General features: G+C 50.4%; 14 protein-coding genes. 1 reads left to right on the plus strand and 13 read right to left on the minus strand.

The features are described 5' to 3' along the window. Positions 1–16 precede the first annotated feature (16 nt). The 7 genes from RGU75_RS05385 to galE form a co-directional block, all read right to left on the minus strand. Complete coding sequence (locus RGU75_RS05385) at positions 17–454, minus strand: low molecular weight protein-tyrosine-phosphatase (protein WP_322233699.1); 438 nt, start codon at positions 452–454, stop codon at positions 17–19. Next, positions 451–1,515, minus strand: a complete 1,065-nt coding sequence (locus RGU75_RS05390) for a polysaccharide biosynthesis/export family protein (protein ID WP_322233701.1) — start codon at positions 1,513–1,515, stop codon at positions 451–453. Before RGU75_RS05390 ends, RGU75_RS05385 begins: the two co-directional genes overlap by 4 nt. A gap of 440 nt (positions 1,516–1,955) precedes the next feature. Then, complete coding sequence (locus RGU75_RS05395) at positions 1,956–3,494, minus strand: cryptochrome/photolyase family protein (RefSeq protein ID WP_322233704.1); 1,539 nt, start codon at positions 3,492–3,494, stop codon at positions 1,956–1,958. A 63-nt stretch (positions 3,495–3,557) separates the two neighbouring features. Continuing rightward, on the minus strand, positions 3,558–3,707 hold the full coding sequence (locus RGU75_RS05400; protein WP_322233706.1) for a DUF2256 domain-containing protein: 150 nt from the start codon (positions 3,705–3,707) through the stop codon (positions 3,558–3,560). A gap of 207 nt (positions 3,708–3,914) precedes the next feature. Then, positions 3,915–4,151: a TIGR02450 family Trp-rich protein gene (locus RGU75_RS05405; RefSeq protein ID WP_322233709.1), complete on the minus strand. Its 237-nt coding sequence runs from the start codon at positions 4,149–4,151 to the stop codon at positions 3,915–3,917. A 121-nt stretch (positions 4,152–4,272) separates the two neighbouring features. Further along, complete coding sequence (locus tag RGU75_RS05410) at positions 4,273–5,310, minus strand: MerR family transcriptional regulator (RefSeq protein ID WP_322233712.1); 1,038 nt, start codon at positions 5,308–5,310, stop codon at positions 4,273–4,275. Positions 5,311–5,778: 468 nt separating this feature from the next. After that, positions 5,779–6,810 (minus strand): UDP-glucose 4-epimerase GalE, encoded by a 1,032-nt coding sequence (gene galE, locus RGU75_RS05415; protein WP_322233715.1) that lies wholly within the window; start codon positions 6,808–6,810, stop codon positions 5,779–5,781. 394 nt (positions 6,811–7,204) lie between these two features. On the opposite strand from galE, the gene RGU75_RS05420 reads away from it, so the two are divergent. After that, positions 7,205–9,886, plus strand: coding sequence for an EAL domain-containing protein (locus RGU75_RS05420; protein ID WP_322233718.1), 2,682 nt, complete (start codon positions 7,205–7,207; stop codon positions 9,884–9,886). A gap of 84 nt (positions 9,887–9,970) precedes the next feature. Here RGU75_RS05420 and fba read toward each other — a convergent pair whose 3' ends face one another. The 6 genes from fba to RGU75_RS05450 form a co-directional block, all read right to left on the minus strand. Continuing rightward, positions 9,971–11,014: a class II fructose-bisphosphate aldolase gene (gene fba / locus RGU75_RS05425; RefSeq protein WP_322233720.1), complete on the minus strand. Its 1,044-nt coding sequence runs from the start codon at positions 11,012–11,014 to the stop codon at positions 9,971–9,973. A 249-nt stretch (positions 11,015–11,263) separates the two neighbouring features. Continuing rightward, positions 11,264–12,457, minus strand: coding sequence for a phosphoglycerate kinase (locus tag RGU75_RS05430; protein WP_322240269.1), 1,194 nt, complete (start codon positions 12,455–12,457; stop codon positions 11,264–11,266). Positions 12,458–12,544: 87 nt separating this feature from the next. Further along, positions 12,545–13,258 carry a phosphoglycolate phosphatase gene (gene gph / locus RGU75_RS05435; RefSeq protein ID WP_322240271.1) on the minus strand — a complete coding sequence of 238 codons (714 nt, stop codon included), beginning with the start codon at positions 13,256–13,258 and terminating at the stop codon, positions 12,545–12,547. Then, positions 13,258–15,291, minus strand: coding sequence for a transketolase (gene tkt / locus RGU75_RS05440; RefSeq protein ID WP_322233722.1), 2,034 nt, complete (start codon positions 15,289–15,291; stop codon positions 13,258–13,260). The genes gph and tkt overlap by 1 nt, the downstream gene beginning before the upstream one ends. A gap of 12 nt (positions 15,292–15,303) precedes the next feature. Continuing rightward, a complete protein-coding gene (locus RGU75_RS05445) occupies positions 15,304–16,188 on the minus strand; it encodes a phosphoribulokinase (RefSeq protein WP_322233725.1) in 885 nt (294 codons plus the stop codon). Between the two features lie 122 nt (positions 16,189–16,310). Further along, positions 16,311–17,408 carry a class 1 fructose-bisphosphatase gene (locus RGU75_RS05450; RefSeq protein ID WP_322233727.1) on the minus strand — a complete coding sequence of 366 codons (1,098 nt, stop codon included), beginning with the start codon at positions 17,406–17,408 and terminating at the stop codon, positions 16,311–16,313. Positions 17,409–17,443: the final 35 nt, after the last annotated feature.

A 17,443-nucleotide genomic window follows, 5' to 3' on the forward strand; every position in this document is an offset into this window, starting at 1 on the left:
CTATTAAACGGTTCTATTAATTGATGTGTACGATGCGCTCGACCAGCGCGTCAACGCCTTGGGCAATCAGACTGTAAGTTTGGCGGAATACTTCCAGATCCTGTCGATACGGATCGGGGATGTCATATTTGTCGAATTCGCCGAGACGGAATACCTTACCCTTGGATGTCGGATATTTCTGTTCGATAAAGCGCTTTTGCTCTACATCCATGGTCAGGATGATGTCAGCCTCATTCACCATCCACATCATCAAGCTTTGAGCACGGTGTTCGCTAATGTCGACGCCGTGCTCTTTCATGAGTTGGATCGCAAATGGGTCTGCCGGATAGCCGATCATTGCGCCGATACCGGCTGACCGCACCGTTTTGTCAGGCAGTGCGTGCTTTAGCAACCCCTCTGCGATAGGGCTGCGACAGATGTTGCCAATGCAAATAACCAAGATGTTATTAATCATTTGGTTACCTGAACCGCACTGGTTAACGATTGCGCGCTAGGTACGAGGAGAGCAATCACGCGTGCCCAGTTGGCGAGTGCCGAGGCATCGACATAGACGACGTCTTTGGCTTTGAGCTCGAAATTTTCTGCCAACGCCAGCGCTACCGGCGAGCGAGCGTCGAGGTTATACACAATTGGATGCATGTCAGTTGTGTTGCGCACAACGTAGACTTGACGACCTTCGGCGCTCAGTTGATTGAGACCACCGGCATCGCCTAACGCCTCATTGAGCGTCAGACGACCGTTGCGCAAAGTCAGTGTTGTTGGACGGGTCACTTCACCCAATACGAAGACTTTGCTTTCTTCACGCGCAATCACGCGCACGACATCTCCATTTGCCAACAAAATATTCGCGGGGTTGATCCCTTTTTGCAATAACTGTGGAAGATTTACACGGTAGGTTTTGCCCGCACGGGTGACGTCTACCTGACTTTGATCGCCCGTTGGCAAAAACCCGCCCGCACGACTGACTGCCTCCATCAACGTCATCGGTAGATCATTAATGCTCTGAATACCCGGCATTTTGACTTCACCGTCAATATAAATGCGCTTGCTGCGGTAAGCCTGCACACGCAGCGTAAGATCTGGCTTTTTGAGATAGTTCTTTAGTTGTCTGGTCAATAATGTGCGCGCTTGCGCTTCGGTCAAACCAGCCAGCTTGAGCGGACCCGCATAGGGAAACTGTACCAAACCGTCCTGATCAACCACGAAGCCGGGAATGCTGGAAGCGCCCACATCGGTAGCGCCAGATGTGCTGATGGTGGTCGCACTGGTCATCGCCGGCGTAGAGAGTTCTGGATGATCCCAGACCACGATAGAAAGAACGTCACCGCTTCCGATTAAATAAGGACTCGGGCTGGCTACTAGTTGGCTAATGTCTTGGCTGGCTTGTTGTTCGCGCGCGATTTTCTCGGCTTGCAGTAGTTGCGGTGTGATCGTTTTGAGGACTGGCGTAACGCTAGAATCCACCGATTCGGACTTTTGATTTTGCTCTTGCAATGCTACAGACTGTTTATCCATGCGCATGCCAGGAGCGTACGCGCAAGCAGTTAACAGGGATATTAACCCAACAACACCCCACCTTTTAAAGGCGGTTTTGGACAAGAAATACATGAAGTGAGCCAACCTGAGATGCAAGCCTAAAGGGCTTAGTGTTACACACGCACTAGTGGTAAATGTCCACCTCAGCGTACGGCGCACATCCAGTTTTTAGTACTCTATTTGAAGAAAAGAAGCCATTTTGTTGTCATTCTACAAGATTTAACACGTTCAACATTATGTTAGATGAGAATCCGTCTCAAAAAAACCACGAGACAAAAAACGGACTACCTCCAATCGAAATAATTGCGCAAAACCAACAGATGTGCTAATTAATTAGGCAGATACAGGCTCCATAGTCGCCGCCAGAGAGTCACAATATTAAATCCTGCAAGAAACTATTACCGCTTCTCATTCGAACATTAAAGCCCATCCAACCGCTCCCGCAAACCGAACGCCTGCGCCTGCATCGCGCTGTAAGCCGTGCTCTCCATTTTTCGCAATTGCTGATACACCATGCCAAGGCGCGGATTAGTTCCGAGTTGTTTTTCGTTGCGTGCGAAAAAATCCCAATAGAGTGCGTTATAGGGACAAGCACGTTCGCCCAACCGAAGTTTTTTGTCGTAATAACAACCTTTGCAATAATCGCTCATCCGGTCGATATAGGCCGCACTGGATACGTACGGCTTCGTCGCCAATAAGCCACCGTCGGCGAACTGGCTCATGCCTACCGTATTCGGCAACTCGACCCATTCAAACGCATCAATATAAACGCCGAGGTACCAGCGGTGTACCGCACCGGGATCTAGTCCGGCGAGCAAGGCAAAATTGCCGATCACCATCAGCCGCTGAATATGATGGGCGTGCGCTTCTTCCAGCGACTGGTTAATGGCAATTGAAAGGCAGCGCATTTTTGTCTGTCCGGTCCAAAACCACGTCGGTAACGGCCGATTATGTGCGAACACATTGTGCTCGGCATACAGTGGCATGTGCGACCAATACACGCCACGCACATATTCACGCCAGCCCAAAATTTGCCGGATAAAACCTTCGGCAGCGGCCACTGGAACGCTTTCAGCACGCCAGGCAGCCTCAGCCTTTGCCACTACCTCGCCAGGGCCGAGCATCTTGGTATTGAGCGCGAATGACAGCATGGAATGAAATAAACGCCATGCTTTGCTGCTCATTGCATCCTGAAATTGGCCGAAATGCGGGAGCGCATTGGCTACAAAGTCGTCAAGCTGTTGCAGCGCCTCATCCCGATTTAACGGCCACGCAAATTGCGCCGCATTGGGCCGACCAAAACTCTTTACGCCAGCTGCTTCAATCGTCTGCCATAGCGCCGAATGATCATGCCGGATTCGACCATCTGCGGGTTCGGACGGTAGTCCTGGCCACGATTTGCGGTTATCGTGATCATAATTCCACTGACCGCCGATGGGCTTACTATCCGCCTCAATCAGTACGCCGTGTTTAACCCGCATCTGGCGATAAAAATGTTCCATCAGCCATTTTTTACGTCCAACGAATAACTCCGCAGCTTCTTCGCGTCGCGTATAGAAATGTTCGGACTCGACCATCTGACAAGGAATTGATTGCTGTTGCGCGTAGTCGGCCAGTTGCTGGTCAAGTCGCCATTCGTCCGGCGCCTGATACTCTACTGCGCCAGCCCGATAGCGGGCAATCAGGCGGTCGAGGTTGCCGGGCAATGTTTGTAAGTTTGTGGGATCGTCGATCGCCAGATAATGCACCTGATGTCCGGCTTCTGTCAGTAGTCGCGCAAAGTGCCGCATCGCAGCGAAGATAGCGATAATTTTTTGCGCGTGATGCAGGACGTAATCGGTCTCTTGTCGCATCTCCATCATGACAATATGGACGTCATCACGCGGTTGCTTGAACCAACTGTGCAGCGTATTAAGCTGGTCACCGAGGACCAGTCTGATGGTAGGGTTTTTGGTCACTTTATCTCCGTCAATACGATGGTGGCGGTAGGACTTTTAGGGCGGGACCGTTGTCAACGGCATTTAAGCTCCATCACGTTTGGCCTTGCGGCATCGTGCTGAACAATATTTCACCTCATTCCACACTGCGGTCCATTTTTTACGCCAGGTAAACGGCAAGGCACATCCAAGGCATATCTTGCTTGGCAAGTCGGATTTTTTGCGCATTTTCATAACCACTCCAAAAACGGATTGGACACTATTGAGGCCTTATTGATATAACTGGAAATATGCGGTGGAATTAGCTCGGAGCGTTTATTTGTCCCGCTTATTTATTAAGCATATTTGCCAGGCCTATTAGTCACAGTTATGTTCAAAATTCACGTGCGACATTTTTTTCGATAAAAGTAGACCGCGTGAACGGTCCGACCTCGGACAGTTTTATTGCCAACCTTGAAGCCATTGAGAATTATCGGCCAGCTCACGCCAACGCACAGAAAAGCGTCGGCCTGAGTGCACTGCTTCCATTTCGACGAGATCGATCTCGGCCGCTGGCGGTTCAGGCGAAACTACTTGCGTCACCAGAAAGTGCTTCTCCTTGTTACTTGGTGAAGTGGCTGTCCATTTGCTGAGCAACAATTTTTTCGGATTAAGCTGACGTGACGCTTTGAGATGCATTGCGACTATTCCTCAAGCAAGGTAAAAGAGGCGAAAAGAAACGTTCAGAATCAGTTTTAGCGCTGGTTGTAGCGTGATCATCACCACGGGAGTAATGGCGATTGCCGGTCAGGATCAGCCCCTATCGCTGCAACCCCGCTGGCAGTGGCAAGCCTTCGGCAAGCGCAAGCCGTTCCATCGCCGACTCCAGTAAACCGCGCGCCTGGGAAACGGCTAGCGTTAGCGAATCGTGCACTAGAGCATCATCCGGACTAAGCGCACTACACTGCTGGCTGTAACGCTCAAAACTATTCAACATGAGCAAAATTTCTGCCAAATGACGCGGACACTCACAAGCAACGCTATTCGCGGCAGCCACAAGCGTCGCCAAAGCTTGATCGTCCAACCGACGTGGCAAAACGGATATATTGGGCCATGGTGCGGCGTCAACACGACGTGAATGCCCGGATTGCGCGGCCAATGCTGTATCGCATAAGAGCACAATTTCCGTCAGATCAGCTGGCATGCGCGCAACCAAATAACCTTGGGCGCGCAACGAACGCAGCGTGGGAGCCGCGCAAAAACGATACACCACCACTACCGCTGCCACACCGGTAACTTGACGCATCTCAATAATCAATGAAACAGCGTCTTCGTTCAGCTCTGGCGCCTCAATCACCAGAACGTCAGCATTCACATTGCGTAGCGTTTCCGACACGGCATCAAGACGCGCTCCTACATTCACCACATCTAACGCCAGATTGGCAAGGCCGCCGTTAGTAACTCGCCGGACCAACCCTTCACCGACCAGCACCACGCGTATTGGACCCTTACGCGCATTGCCAAGTGAGACCAAAGGCTCGGCCAGCTTCTGCAAACGGTCAACCGTCAAGCCGGCAACCGCACTGATCGGATGCCCTTGTTCCACCAACTGCCTTATCAGCCCGAGGCGATAAACTTGCTCGCCAGAATAAAGGCGCTGCCCATGAGCGGAGCGTTGCGGCGCCGATACACCATAGCGACGCTCCCACACGCGCAATGTCTCAACCGATAAGCCAGCCAAACGAGCGGCGCGCCCACTGCGATAGAGTCCCGTTTCGAGAGCGACGCCACTCTCGATCTCATCCATTTCCATCTCATCAGTTTTCGAGCGACGCAGGACATCAATAGCTTTTGTCATATAGAGTATTTGAACCGCTAAAAAGCCATTATACCGAGTCAATATCGGTTCAATTATATATTTTTCACCTATTATTTGATAAATGCTACCTAATTACATACAATATCGGTTCATCCACGCATAAAAAAATATCACTGCATCAACCGCATTGCCACAACTCCAACTTCGGCAGCCTTCCAAAGCTCAGACAATAAATAGACACTGAATGGCATTACGCCAAGCGAGTAAAAAAGCGTCAAATCGATATTGCGTAACCATGTTTTTACGACTCCGTGCACAACAAATTACCTATAAACCACACGTAATTTCCTGGTGCAAAAAAATCCCTTAAAAAAATGGATTAAATAATGCGAAAGAATACGACCGCCAATGTAAAAAGGGCTACCAATCTGGTAGCCCTTTCCTTCAGTAATCTTCAAACAAAACAGGGCGCGATCATCAGGCAGCGCGTAGGATCGTCGATCCTGATTACACCTCAAAACCCTTTGGGTTAAACGACTGCCATTTCCAGGAATCGGCGCACATTGCCGCCAAGTCCTTCTCCGCTTGCCACCCAAGTAGTTCGGCGGCCAGTACAGGATTGGCGTAACACGACGCGATATCGCCAGGGCGGCGCGGGACCAAATCATAAGGCACAGCTTGACCGCTGGCTTTTTCATAGGCAGCGATGACTTCGAGCACGCTGTAACCGCAGCCAGTACCTATATTGACCGTAAAACTCTCACTTTTTTTCTGCAAATAATTCAGCGCCGCAAGATGCGCTTTAGCGAGATCAACCACATGGATATAATCGCGTACACCTGTACCGTCGATGGTTGGATAGTCGGAACCAAATACAGACAATTTAGCCGAACGTTTAGCGGCAACGCGAGCAATATAAGGCATCAGATTATTGGGCGTCCCGCGTGGGTCTTCGCCAATTAATCCACTTTCGTGCGCACCGACGGGATTGAAATACCGAAGAAAAGCAACTTTCCAATCAGCGTTGGCATGCGCCAGATCGCGCAGTATTTGCTCTCCAATTAACTTGGTCTGTCCGTACGGATTGGTGGCCGAGAGAGGAAAGTTTTCGTGAATTGGTACTGTGGCCGGATTGCCGTACACCGTCGCAGACGAGCTGAAGACAAATTGATCGACATTGGCGTTTTGCATGACGCCACACAAAGTGAGCAAAGCACCTAAGTTATTCGCATAATACTCAACCGGCTTGGCAACCGACTCACCTACCGACTTAAGCGCAGCAAAATGAATGGCAGCAGTAATCCGATTGCCATTGAATAGCCCCTCTGTCGCGCTTCGGTCGCACAGATCCGCTTCAATGAAACGGGGTGTTAGTCCCGTAATTGTCTTGATACGATCCAGCACAACCGGACTGCTGTTGACCAAATTATCGACGCCGATAACCTCATGCCCAGCCTTGAGCAACTCGACCCACGTATGAGAACCGATATAACCGGTTGCGCCCGTCAGAAGAATAGTTGCGTTTTTTACGATATTCATACAGCCCTAAAAATAAACGAATAGAAAATCAACTCTTATAATCTTGCAAATTATACATACGCACGCGCATTATTTATGCAAATCCTACACATCGAAAACAACAAAACGTTAAGCGCATAACACCCACAAGTTAACTTAAAGTTAATAAAAATAATAAATATGATTATTATTTCGCCAAATGGATTTAGACATTGATTCAACCACGTTATTTCACCTCAAATTCTCCGGAAAAAAAATGCCGCGCGTGATAATCTTTTCCAAATGAAACTATTAAAAATACGTTTCCGGCTAAAACTTCAAACAAAAACGATCCATCCATGCAAATAGTAGAAAACTTGCCCCTGAAAAAAGTAACTTAATGCCCATCATTCAACTCTCAGGGCGCCTCAGCCGAATGGCAACAAGTCTCGGATTTCTCCGAGGTGCACTTCGCACCATCCTGCTCTGGCCAATCATTGGCCTGTTGCTCGCGGTAGCCATTTGGAGCCTAACTTCCTCGCATATCGAAAAGGAGAAGCAAACACTCCTTAAAAACGGTACCGCGGACGTCGCCTTGTTATCTGGCGCGTATGCTGAACAGGTTGCCCGACCACTTGAACAAATCGACCAGATCACTCGTAGCCTGAAATACTATTGGGAGACCAGCGCTGGCACGCTGAAACTCGAGGACCAAACACGGGCGGGACTTTATCCCGTCACCGATATGTTGTACGTCACAATCGCTGATCGGCACGGCGACATTATAAGTACTACGTTGCCAAGGAAAACAGTCAATCTCGCTCAACGAGATTATTTTTTGACACTTCAAAACAAAAACACCAACGAACTCCTCATCACCAAACCGTCGATTGGCGCGGGCTCAGGAAAAATGGTCATCCGCTTTTCTCGTCGCCTCAATACAAAGGATGGCGTCTTTGATGGCATCGTGATGGTATCGGTTGAACCTAGTTATTTTTACAGCCCGACAGTCGACGCTGCACTTGGCAAAAACGGCTTTCTTTCCCTTAGGACGATAGACGGCGTTGTGTTGGCAAAAAGAATGGGCGAGAGCATACGCTTGCATCCAACCGTATTTAAAGCTACACCGACTTTCACCACCCCAACCGGTATCCGGTTCGTCGACAATAACCAATTTATAGATGGGCGATCACGCATTGTGGCGTGGCAAAAGATTAAAAACTATCCACTATTAGCGGTTGCAGGTTTATCCGAAGATGAGTTGCTCATTCCGCTACAAGCGATATCACGCGAGCAGCGAACATTGGCGCTGGCAAGAATCGCTGGTGTGCTGACTTTTGCCATGATTGCGGTCTTTTTCACTTGCCGTCTGGCTTGGCGCAAGCATCAGTTCACCCAGGCACGTGAGGCTTATGGGATTTCTAGCAAAGGTGGTAATGAAGGCTTTTTTATGCTTGCCACACAACGCCGCCGTGGGGGAGTAATTGTAGATTTCATTATTGCTGACTGCAACGAGTATGGTGCCGCGCAATACGAAACAACAAGAGATCAGCTGGTGGGGCGAAAACTCTCGACACTGTATATCAACCGTTCGTACTTTGAAAAATTGATGCGGACTTATGTCGAGGCCATCAAAACCAATTTTTACGAAGATGATTTTTTAATTCCAGAGGGAAGCCCGCTGAAAATGACGTGGGTGCATCGCAAAATGATGCGCTCAACTACAGGGTTAGCACTTACTTTGCGCGACATCAGCGAAAGCAAAGCGCATGAGCAAGCGCTATTAGTCATGGCGAATTCGGATGCGCTGACGGCCCTGCCCAATCGCCACTGGCTGATGGGATTCTTGCCACTGGCGATCGACCGCGCACGCACCAGCCAGACCTCGCTGGCCCTACTGTTCGTCGACCTGGACGATTTCAAAAACATTAACGACACGATGGGTCACGCGGCGGGCGATGAATTATTGCAAGCTGCGGCAGCGCGGCTGCGCTCGGTCATACGTCCGATCGACAACGTGGTGCGTCTCGGCGGTGACGAGTTCACTATTATTATTGAAAGTCCAGAAGATGCCGCCACCGTGGAAAGTGTCAGTCAGCGGGTCATTGCAGCGCTGAAAAAACCCTTCTTGCTGGCGGGCCAAAGCAGCCATATCGTATGCGCATCGATTGGGATCAGTATCTTTCCGAAGGATGGCGAAGACGTTGAAACACTCATTAAACACGCCGATATTGCCATGTATGCAGCCAAAGCAAATGGTAAGGCAAGCTATCAGTTTTTCCGCCCGCAACTATCTCAAAATTTAGTCGTCAGACTGAATAATGAACAAGGTCTGCGTGCAGCTATTGAGAGCGACGAGTTTGTGCTGTTTTATCAACCGCGCGTGGACACCGCCAGTGGCGAATTACGTAGTTTGGAAGCACTAGTGCGTTGGGAACATCCAACCCGTGGACTGGTACAGCCGGACGAGTTTATACGTTTGGCGGAAGAGACCGGATTAATCGTCAAACTAGGAGAACTGGTCATCGAAAAAGCCTGCGCCCAGTTATCCCGCTGGAAGGCAGACAACGTTCCTTTGGTGCCGGTATCAATCAATGTCTCATCGCCGCAATTCAATCAAGGCAACTTTGATGCAATATTTGCATCGCATATGAAACGGTACGGGATTGATCCTTCAATGGTGGAAATCGAGCTGACTGAGTCTTGCATGATGGGCGAAGATCTGGCGATTTTTACACAATTGGCAGCGCTCAAATCATTGGGTGTAAAACTCCTACTTGATGATTTTGGTACTGGCTATTCGTCACTGTCCCAGTTACAGCGCCTGGATCTTGATATTTTAAAAGTCGACCGGGCTTTTACCGCCAAACTAGGCAAAAGCAAGGAAGGCGAAGTATTTTTCATGGCGATCATTTCCATGGCGCACGTACTCAACATGCGTGTCGTCGCTGAAGGTGTAGAGACGCTTGAGCAACTAAATATATTACAGGCGCTGTCCTGTAACGAGATACAAGGCTACTATATTTCGCGACCAGTATCGGCGACCGAAATAGAGAAACTGATGCACAAACGTTTTCTATTCCCAGAAGGGACCATAGAGATGGAAAGAGTCGGGTAATACGAAAGCATTACCCGATGGCGGATAGTCGGTACACAATCCTATTGTGCGTTCCTGCGAATATAAATTTACCGCTTTATTAAGCTAGCTCTTAGCGTATTGTTGTGCCATCCGATCAAGGGAAACGACTTTAATTGTAGAGGCCTTCCCTGCTGAACCGAATGCCTCAAAACGTACTTTACAAATATCCTTAGCGGCAGCCGTCGCGTCTTTAAAAAACTTGCGCGGATCAAATTCAGACGGATGTTGCGCCATGCTACGACGCATCGCGCCAGTCATTGCCAGACGAATATCGGTGTCGATGTTAACCTTGCGTACACCATGCTTTATTCCAAGCAGGATCTCTTCAACCGGGACGCCGTAGGTCTCTTTCATGTCGCCGCCATACTGCCTGATAATGTCTAGCCATTCTTGCGGGACGGAGGACGAACCATGCATGACGAGATGCGTGTTCGGAATCCTTGCGTGAATTTCTTTGATGCGGTTTATCGCCAGAATGTCGCCGGTTGGCTTGCGACTAAATTTGTAGGCTCCGTGACTGGTCCCGATGGCAATCGCCAAGGCATCCACGCCAGTACGCTGAACAAAATCAGCGGCTTGGGATGGGTCGGTGAGCAGTTGATCGTGCGACAGAATTCCTTCTGCGCCGGAGCCATCTTCCTCGCCAGCCTGGCCTGATTCGAGTGATCCAAGACAACCCAGTTCACCTTCGACCGAGACGCCGACGTAGTGTGCAAAATCGACGACCTGACGGGTAACCTGGACGTTGTAGTCATAAGTTGACGGTGTTTTCATGTCGTCCATCAATGAGCCGTCCATCATTACGCTAGAAAATCCGGAGCGAATAGAGGTTTGACAAACGGCAGGACTGCCTCCGTGATCCTGATGCATGCAAATTGGAATATGGGGGTAGGTTTCGATGGCTGCTTCTACCATTTTGCGGAGGAATGCTTCTCCGGCGTATTTGCGTGCACCTGCGGAGGCTTGCAGGATGACGGGGCTGTCGCAGGCATCTGCGGCTTGCATGATGGCGAGGATTTGTTCGAGGTTGTTGACGTTGAATGCTGGGAGGGCGTATTGGTGGTCGGCGGCGTGGTCTAGTAGCTGACGTAGGGATACTAGGGACATGGTTGATCTCCTTCTGGGTTTTGGTGAAATTAGGTAATTAGTGTGAAAAATTCGATGTGATTTTTGTCGATCTCGGTTTTTTTAGAATTAATCGGTGGTTGGTAGTTTCTTTTATCGGTCGTTGTTACTTAACGCGGTTATTGCTCCGTGGGTGCTTGTCGGGGGTAGCCCGACCAGCATCCACGGAGTAATAACCGTGTCAATAAACCAAAGCCGTCGACTAACACTATCCACCTAACGCCATATCAATCAACCACCCCTCTCATTAAGCACCGCCACAGCAGCCAACTCCTTCCCCTCCAAAAACTCCAAAAACGCCCCACCAGCAGTAGAAATATAATCAATCCGATCTGCAATCCCAAAAGCATTAATCGCAGCAACAGTATCCCCACCCCCAGCAATCGAATAAGCCGACGACGCCGCAATCGCCTCCGCCACCACTCTCGTGCCGTCCGAAAACGCCGCAAATTCAAACACCCCAACCGGCCCATTCCACACAATTGTTCCAGCGCCCCGCAACGTCTTCGCCAACGCGGCCGCACTATCAGGGCCAATATCAAAAATCAGATCATCCTCCGCGACATCTCCAATTGCCTTAATCGTCGCAATCGCATCAGGTGAAAACCGTTTAGCACATACCACGTCACTTGGCAGTGGCACCGCCGCTCCTCGCGCCTGCATTTTGGTGATGATGGAGCGTGCTTCATCCACCAGATCAGGTTCCGCTAATGACTTGCCAATTGCCGAACCTTGCGCCAAAAGGAAAGTATTAGCGATACCGCCGCCGACAATTAACAGGTCGACCTTCTCAGCCAACGCATCCAAAATCGTCAGTTTGGTAGAAACTTTTGAACCGGCGACAATTGCTACGAGCGGCCTTTTGGCGTTCGCCAGCGCAGTGGTCAGGGCATCCAACTCTGCCGCCATCAAAGGTCCGGCGCAGGCGATCTTGGCGTGGTGCGCCATGCCTTCTGTGGTGGCTTCGGCTCTGTGCGAAGTGCCGAAGGCATCATTGACATAAATATCGCAGAGTGCCGCCATGGTTTTTGACAACGCTGCGCCGTTGCTTTTCTCACCAACATTACCGCGACAGTTTTCCAATAAAACGATCTCGCCATCCGCTACCGAAAACTCTTCACTAATCCAATTTTTCACTAATCTGACGGATTGGCCCAAATACTTGCCCAGAGACTCAGCCACCCGCGCGAGTGATTCGATGGGCTTTAGTTCGCCCTCAGTCGGCCGTCCCAAATGCGAGGTCACCATCACGCGAGCGCCAGCTTCTGCCGCGAAACGTATTCCCACTAACGCAGCGCGGATACGGGTGTCGTCCGTTATATTGCCCGCATCATCAATCGGAACGTTTAGATCGGCGCGAATAAATACGCTTTGCCCGGATAGCTGAACGGGTGAAAAATCGGTCAATTTCTTGAATTGCATAATGCGATATTCTCCTTGCGAATGTCTTGGTTAGACCATCCGGCGCTTCTTTGAGAGCGTCGGATGGTGCAGCTGCAAACGCTACCGCGACTATCTGACCATCTCATTTACTTCACTTACACAAAGTGAAGCCGGATTGGTGATTTGCTGGGCTAATTGCAATAACGAATCGATCAAGCCATCACACTCCAGCGCATCCAATCCTGCTGGCCCTGGATAGCCGTAACGGACAACGTAGACTCGAATATCCGCAGCGCGGGCGGCAGCGACATCGACACCAGAATCGCCGACCATTACCGCATTTTCCGGGCGCGTCTTCAAATAGTCGCAAGCGTGCAGAAGCGGCTCTGGTGCGGGTTTCATGGTCGGCAGTGAATCACCACCGACCAAAATATCAAAGTACCCGTCGAGCCCGGCAATCTGCAATAACGATTCGGCCAGTTCAAAAGGCTTATTGGTGATACAACCCAATTTGTATCCGGCCAATTTAAAAGCGGTTAAACCTTCCCTGACCCCAGGAAAAACAAAACCAAAATGACCATTTGTCTGCCTGTAATGCCGATAAAAATGTGCGATTAAATCCTCTTCCGAAAAATCGACGATACCCTTAGTTTCTCGCACCCGACGAACAAGGTTCGGCACTCCCTTACCGATAAAATCGCACACTGTCTGATATGGCAATGTCCCGACCTGCAGATCGCCCAGCATGCGGTCGACCGCTGCAAAAATATCCGGTGCCGTATCCACCAACGTGCCATCAAGGTCGATCAGGGCCGCGCGTTGAGATGTATTAGTGCGTCCCATCATGTGCTCCTCATGACGGACATCGCACAGTCAACCATGCGCTCCGCGGTCAGTTTAAAGTGGTCATACAATTGTTCAGCGGGTGCCGACTCACCGAAGGTATCGATACCCATGGCGATGCCCCCTTCTCCAACGACAGCGCGCCAGAACCAGGTGATGCCGGCTTCGATGCTGACGCGTGGAATGCCGTCTGGTAGAACGCTCTTTTGGTAACCGCTATCTTGCGCATAAAATACCTCAACACATGGCATCGACACTACGCGAACTGCAATCCCATCTTGACTTAAACGCATCGCTGCCGCGGCAGCAATCTCTACTTCTGAGCCGGTCGCAATAAGCACAACTTGTGGCGCTTTAAGGTCCGCTAGCGACTCGCTCAATATATAACCGCCGCGAGAGATGTCGCCGATTTGCGTCGCATTGCGTACAAATGGTGTCAATGCCTGCCGCGAGAAAATCAGACAGGTCGGACCATCCGTACGTATGATCGCGGCTTGCCACGCCACCGCAGTTTCCACGCCATCGCACGGTCGCCAGAGTCGGTTATTGGGAATTAAACGCAAGCTGGCAGCGTGCTCAATCGGCTGATGCGTTGGACCATCTTCACCCAATCCGATAGAGTCATGCGTGAGCACATGAATTACCCGTTGCTTCATCAATGCAGCCATCCGAATCGCATTGCGTGAGTAATCGGAGAACGTCATAAATGTACCGCCGTACGGAATAAATCCACCATACAATGCCATGCCGCTCATCATCGCAGCCATGCCGAACTCGCGCACGCCATAACTCAGATAATTACCAATGCCATCGCTTTGATGATTGACCCACACCGATGCTTTGACATTGGTAAGGTTCGAGCCGGTCAAATCTGCCGAGCCACCAAAAAACTCGGGCAGCGTCGCACTAATCGCTTCAAGCACAATTTGCGAAGCTTTACGCGTTGCAATTTTCTTGTGAAGTTCGCCTTGCGTATTAATAAGCCGATCAAATACCGCACCTAAATCTGCGGGCAACGTTCCCGCTATCCGGCGATTCAATTCCGACGCCAATGCCGGATGTTCCGCTTGATACTGCGCAAACTGAACGTTCCATTCAGCCTGCCGCGCTTGACCAGCGGTGCGCGCATCCCACGCTGTCGCCATCTCGTCCGGAATCTCAAACGGCGCAGCAGTCCAGCCTTTTGCTGCGCGCATCGCCGCAATCTCCACAGCCCCCAATGGTGCGCCATGTACATCGTGACCACCGGCTTTGTTCGGTGCGCCCATTCCGATGATGGTTTTACAGCAAATCAAAGTTGGTTGACTACTCTGCGATTTAGCCTGACGAATGGCCCGATCAAGCGCCTCCACATCGTGACCATCGACTGCGGCAATCACATTCCAGCCATAAGCAGCGAAACGTTTTGGCGTGTCGTCAGCAAACCATCCTTTGACGTTACCATCGATAGAAATCCCGTTATCATCGTAAAAGCAGATCAACTTTCCCAGACCCAGCGTGCCGGCTAGTGAGCTGACTTCGTGACTGATGCCTTCCATCAGGCAACCGTCACCAACGAAGACGTAGGTATGATGGTCGATGATCGCGTGGCGGGGACGGTTGAAATTAGCGGCCAGCATTTTTTCTGCCAGCGCCATGCCAACCGCATTGGACAAACCCTGACCGAGTGGACCAGTCGTTGTTTCTACACCAGGAGTGACATCCACCTCGGGATGACCGGGCGTCTTGGCATGCATCTGGCGAAACTGTTTCAATTCCTCTATCGGCAAATCATAGCCAGTCAAATGCAATAATGCGTAGAGCAACATCGAGCCATGGCCATTGGACAAAACGAAACGGTCGCGATTAAGCCACTTTGGATCAGCCGGATTATGACGTAGATGGCGACGCCACAGAACATCTGCTATTTCCGCCATTCCCATCGGCGCACCGGGATGGCCGGACTTGGCTTTTTCCACCGCATCGGCGGCTAAAAATCGTAAAGCATCCGCTGGCGTTGCCGTCGTTACCGCTAATTTTTCTGGAGCGTTCATGTTGGTCCCCGGTCAGAGTAAACTTGCTGCGCGTTTTTTACGTTCCATCATACGCAGGATGAATGGTGTGAATATCAACTGCATCGCCAACTCCATCTTTCCGCCAGGTACAACGATCGTATTGGCACGCGACATAAACGAGTCATGCACCATATTGCGCAGATACTGAAAATCGATGCCCTTTGGATTGGCAAATCGAATCACCACCAAACTCTCATCAGGTGCAGGAATTTCCCGCGCGATGAAAGGATTCGATGTATCCACGCAAGGCACGCGCTGAAAGTTGACATGTGTATGCGAAAACTGCGGGCAAATATAATTCACATAATCCGGCATACGGCGCAGGATCGTATCGGTCACAGCTTCTGTTGAATAGCCACGCTTCGACTTGTCGCGCCATAATTTTTGGATCCATTCAAGGTTGATGACGGGAACAACACCAATCAGCAAATCCGGATGTTGGGCGATATTGACTTTCTCGGTCACCACCCCGCCGTGCAAACCTTCGTAAAACAATAAATCATTGTTGGGATCCAAATCTTCCCAAGGCGTAAAAGTGCCTGGCTCTTGTTTGTATGGTGCTGCTTCTTCCACGTCGTGCAAATACTTGCGACGCCGTCCGTTACCGGTTTTTGCATAGTTCGAAAATAGCGCTTCGAGCTCAGGAAAAAGATTGGTGTCAGGGCCGAAGTGACTGAAATTATTGTCACCACTCGCCTCGGCAGCAGATAGTTTTACTTTCATTTCCTGACGATCATAGCGATGAAAACTATCGCCCTCGACGATCACCGAACGGACGTTCTCACGACGGAAAATATTCTCAAAAGTGCGCGTGACGGACGTCGTTCCCGCCCCCGAAGAACCGGTAATCGCAATGATTGGATAGCGTTCGGACATGGTGATCTCTCAAAGTATTGGTGAGAATTACGTGATGCGGGTGCGGGGGAAATCCCTGCTATACATCAGAATAGTTGCGCTGCGGCTAAGTAAAAAAAATGAAACCGCACTATCGATAACTATTAAGCAGGAACCCGAAACAAACTGCGCTCATTGAATAACGGACTCGACAGCTCGTCCCTCACTGGCGCATGGTGATAAGCCTCTATCCGCTCGACCTCATTACGCGATCCAAAAATGAGACCAATACGCTGATGTAAAGAGGTCGGTTCAACTGACATAATCGCTTCACGCCCGGTGCTGGCTCTGCCACCCGCTTGCTCCATGATGAAGCCGATTGGATTGGCTTCATACAGCAGGCGCAAACGACCGGATTTACTCGGATCTTTGGTATCACGCGGGTACATGAATACGCCACCGCGCATTAAAATACGGTGCGCTTCCGCGACCATTGAGGCGATCCAGCGCATATTGAAATCTTTATCGCGCACACCGCTCTTACCGGCAACACATTCGTCGACGTAACGTTTAATCGGTTCTTCCCAAAAGCGACTGTTGGATGTATTGATCGCGAATTCATTGGTGTCGGGTGGGATTTGCAAATCCGGATGGGTGAGCATGAATTCACCCAGGTTAGGATCAAGCGTGAAACCGCTTACGCCAGTTCCAACCGTCAACACCAACATCGTTGCGGGGCCATAAATTGCGTAACCCGCAGCAACTTGTTGCGATCCGGGTTGCAAGAAACTGTCTTCGGTAACATACTCAATACCGTCCGGTGCACGCAGCACAGAAAAAATACTCCCCACCGCGACGTTGACATCGATGTTGGATGAGCCGTCCAGCGGATCAAATACGAGAAGATATTTTCCCTTTGGGAATTGCTCTGGAATCTGATACGGAAGTTCCATTTCTTCAGATGCCATTCCCGCCAATTGACCGCCCCACTCCGTCACATGCAAGAAGGTATCGTTGCTCATGACATCCAGTTTCTTTTGCGTCTCGCCCTGTACATTGACCGAGGCGCTCGTGCCATCAGATCCTGCAGCGTTACCTAGTACGCCACCTAACGCGCCAAAAGCAACCGCGCGCGCAATACTTTTGCAGGCCAGCGCGACGTTCAAGATCAAGCTATTGAAATCGCCGTTGGCTTCCGGAAATTGACGCCGCTCTTCAATTAAGAATTGGGTCAGTGTCGTGCGATGGTGGGTTAAAGGCATGCCGGTCTCCTATATATACTTACATTATTTTTTTA

This window comes from Glaciimonas sp. CA11.2 (genome assembly GCF_034314045.1).
GTDB lineage: Bacteria > Pseudomonadota > Gammaproteobacteria > Burkholderiales > Burkholderiaceae_D > Glaciimonas.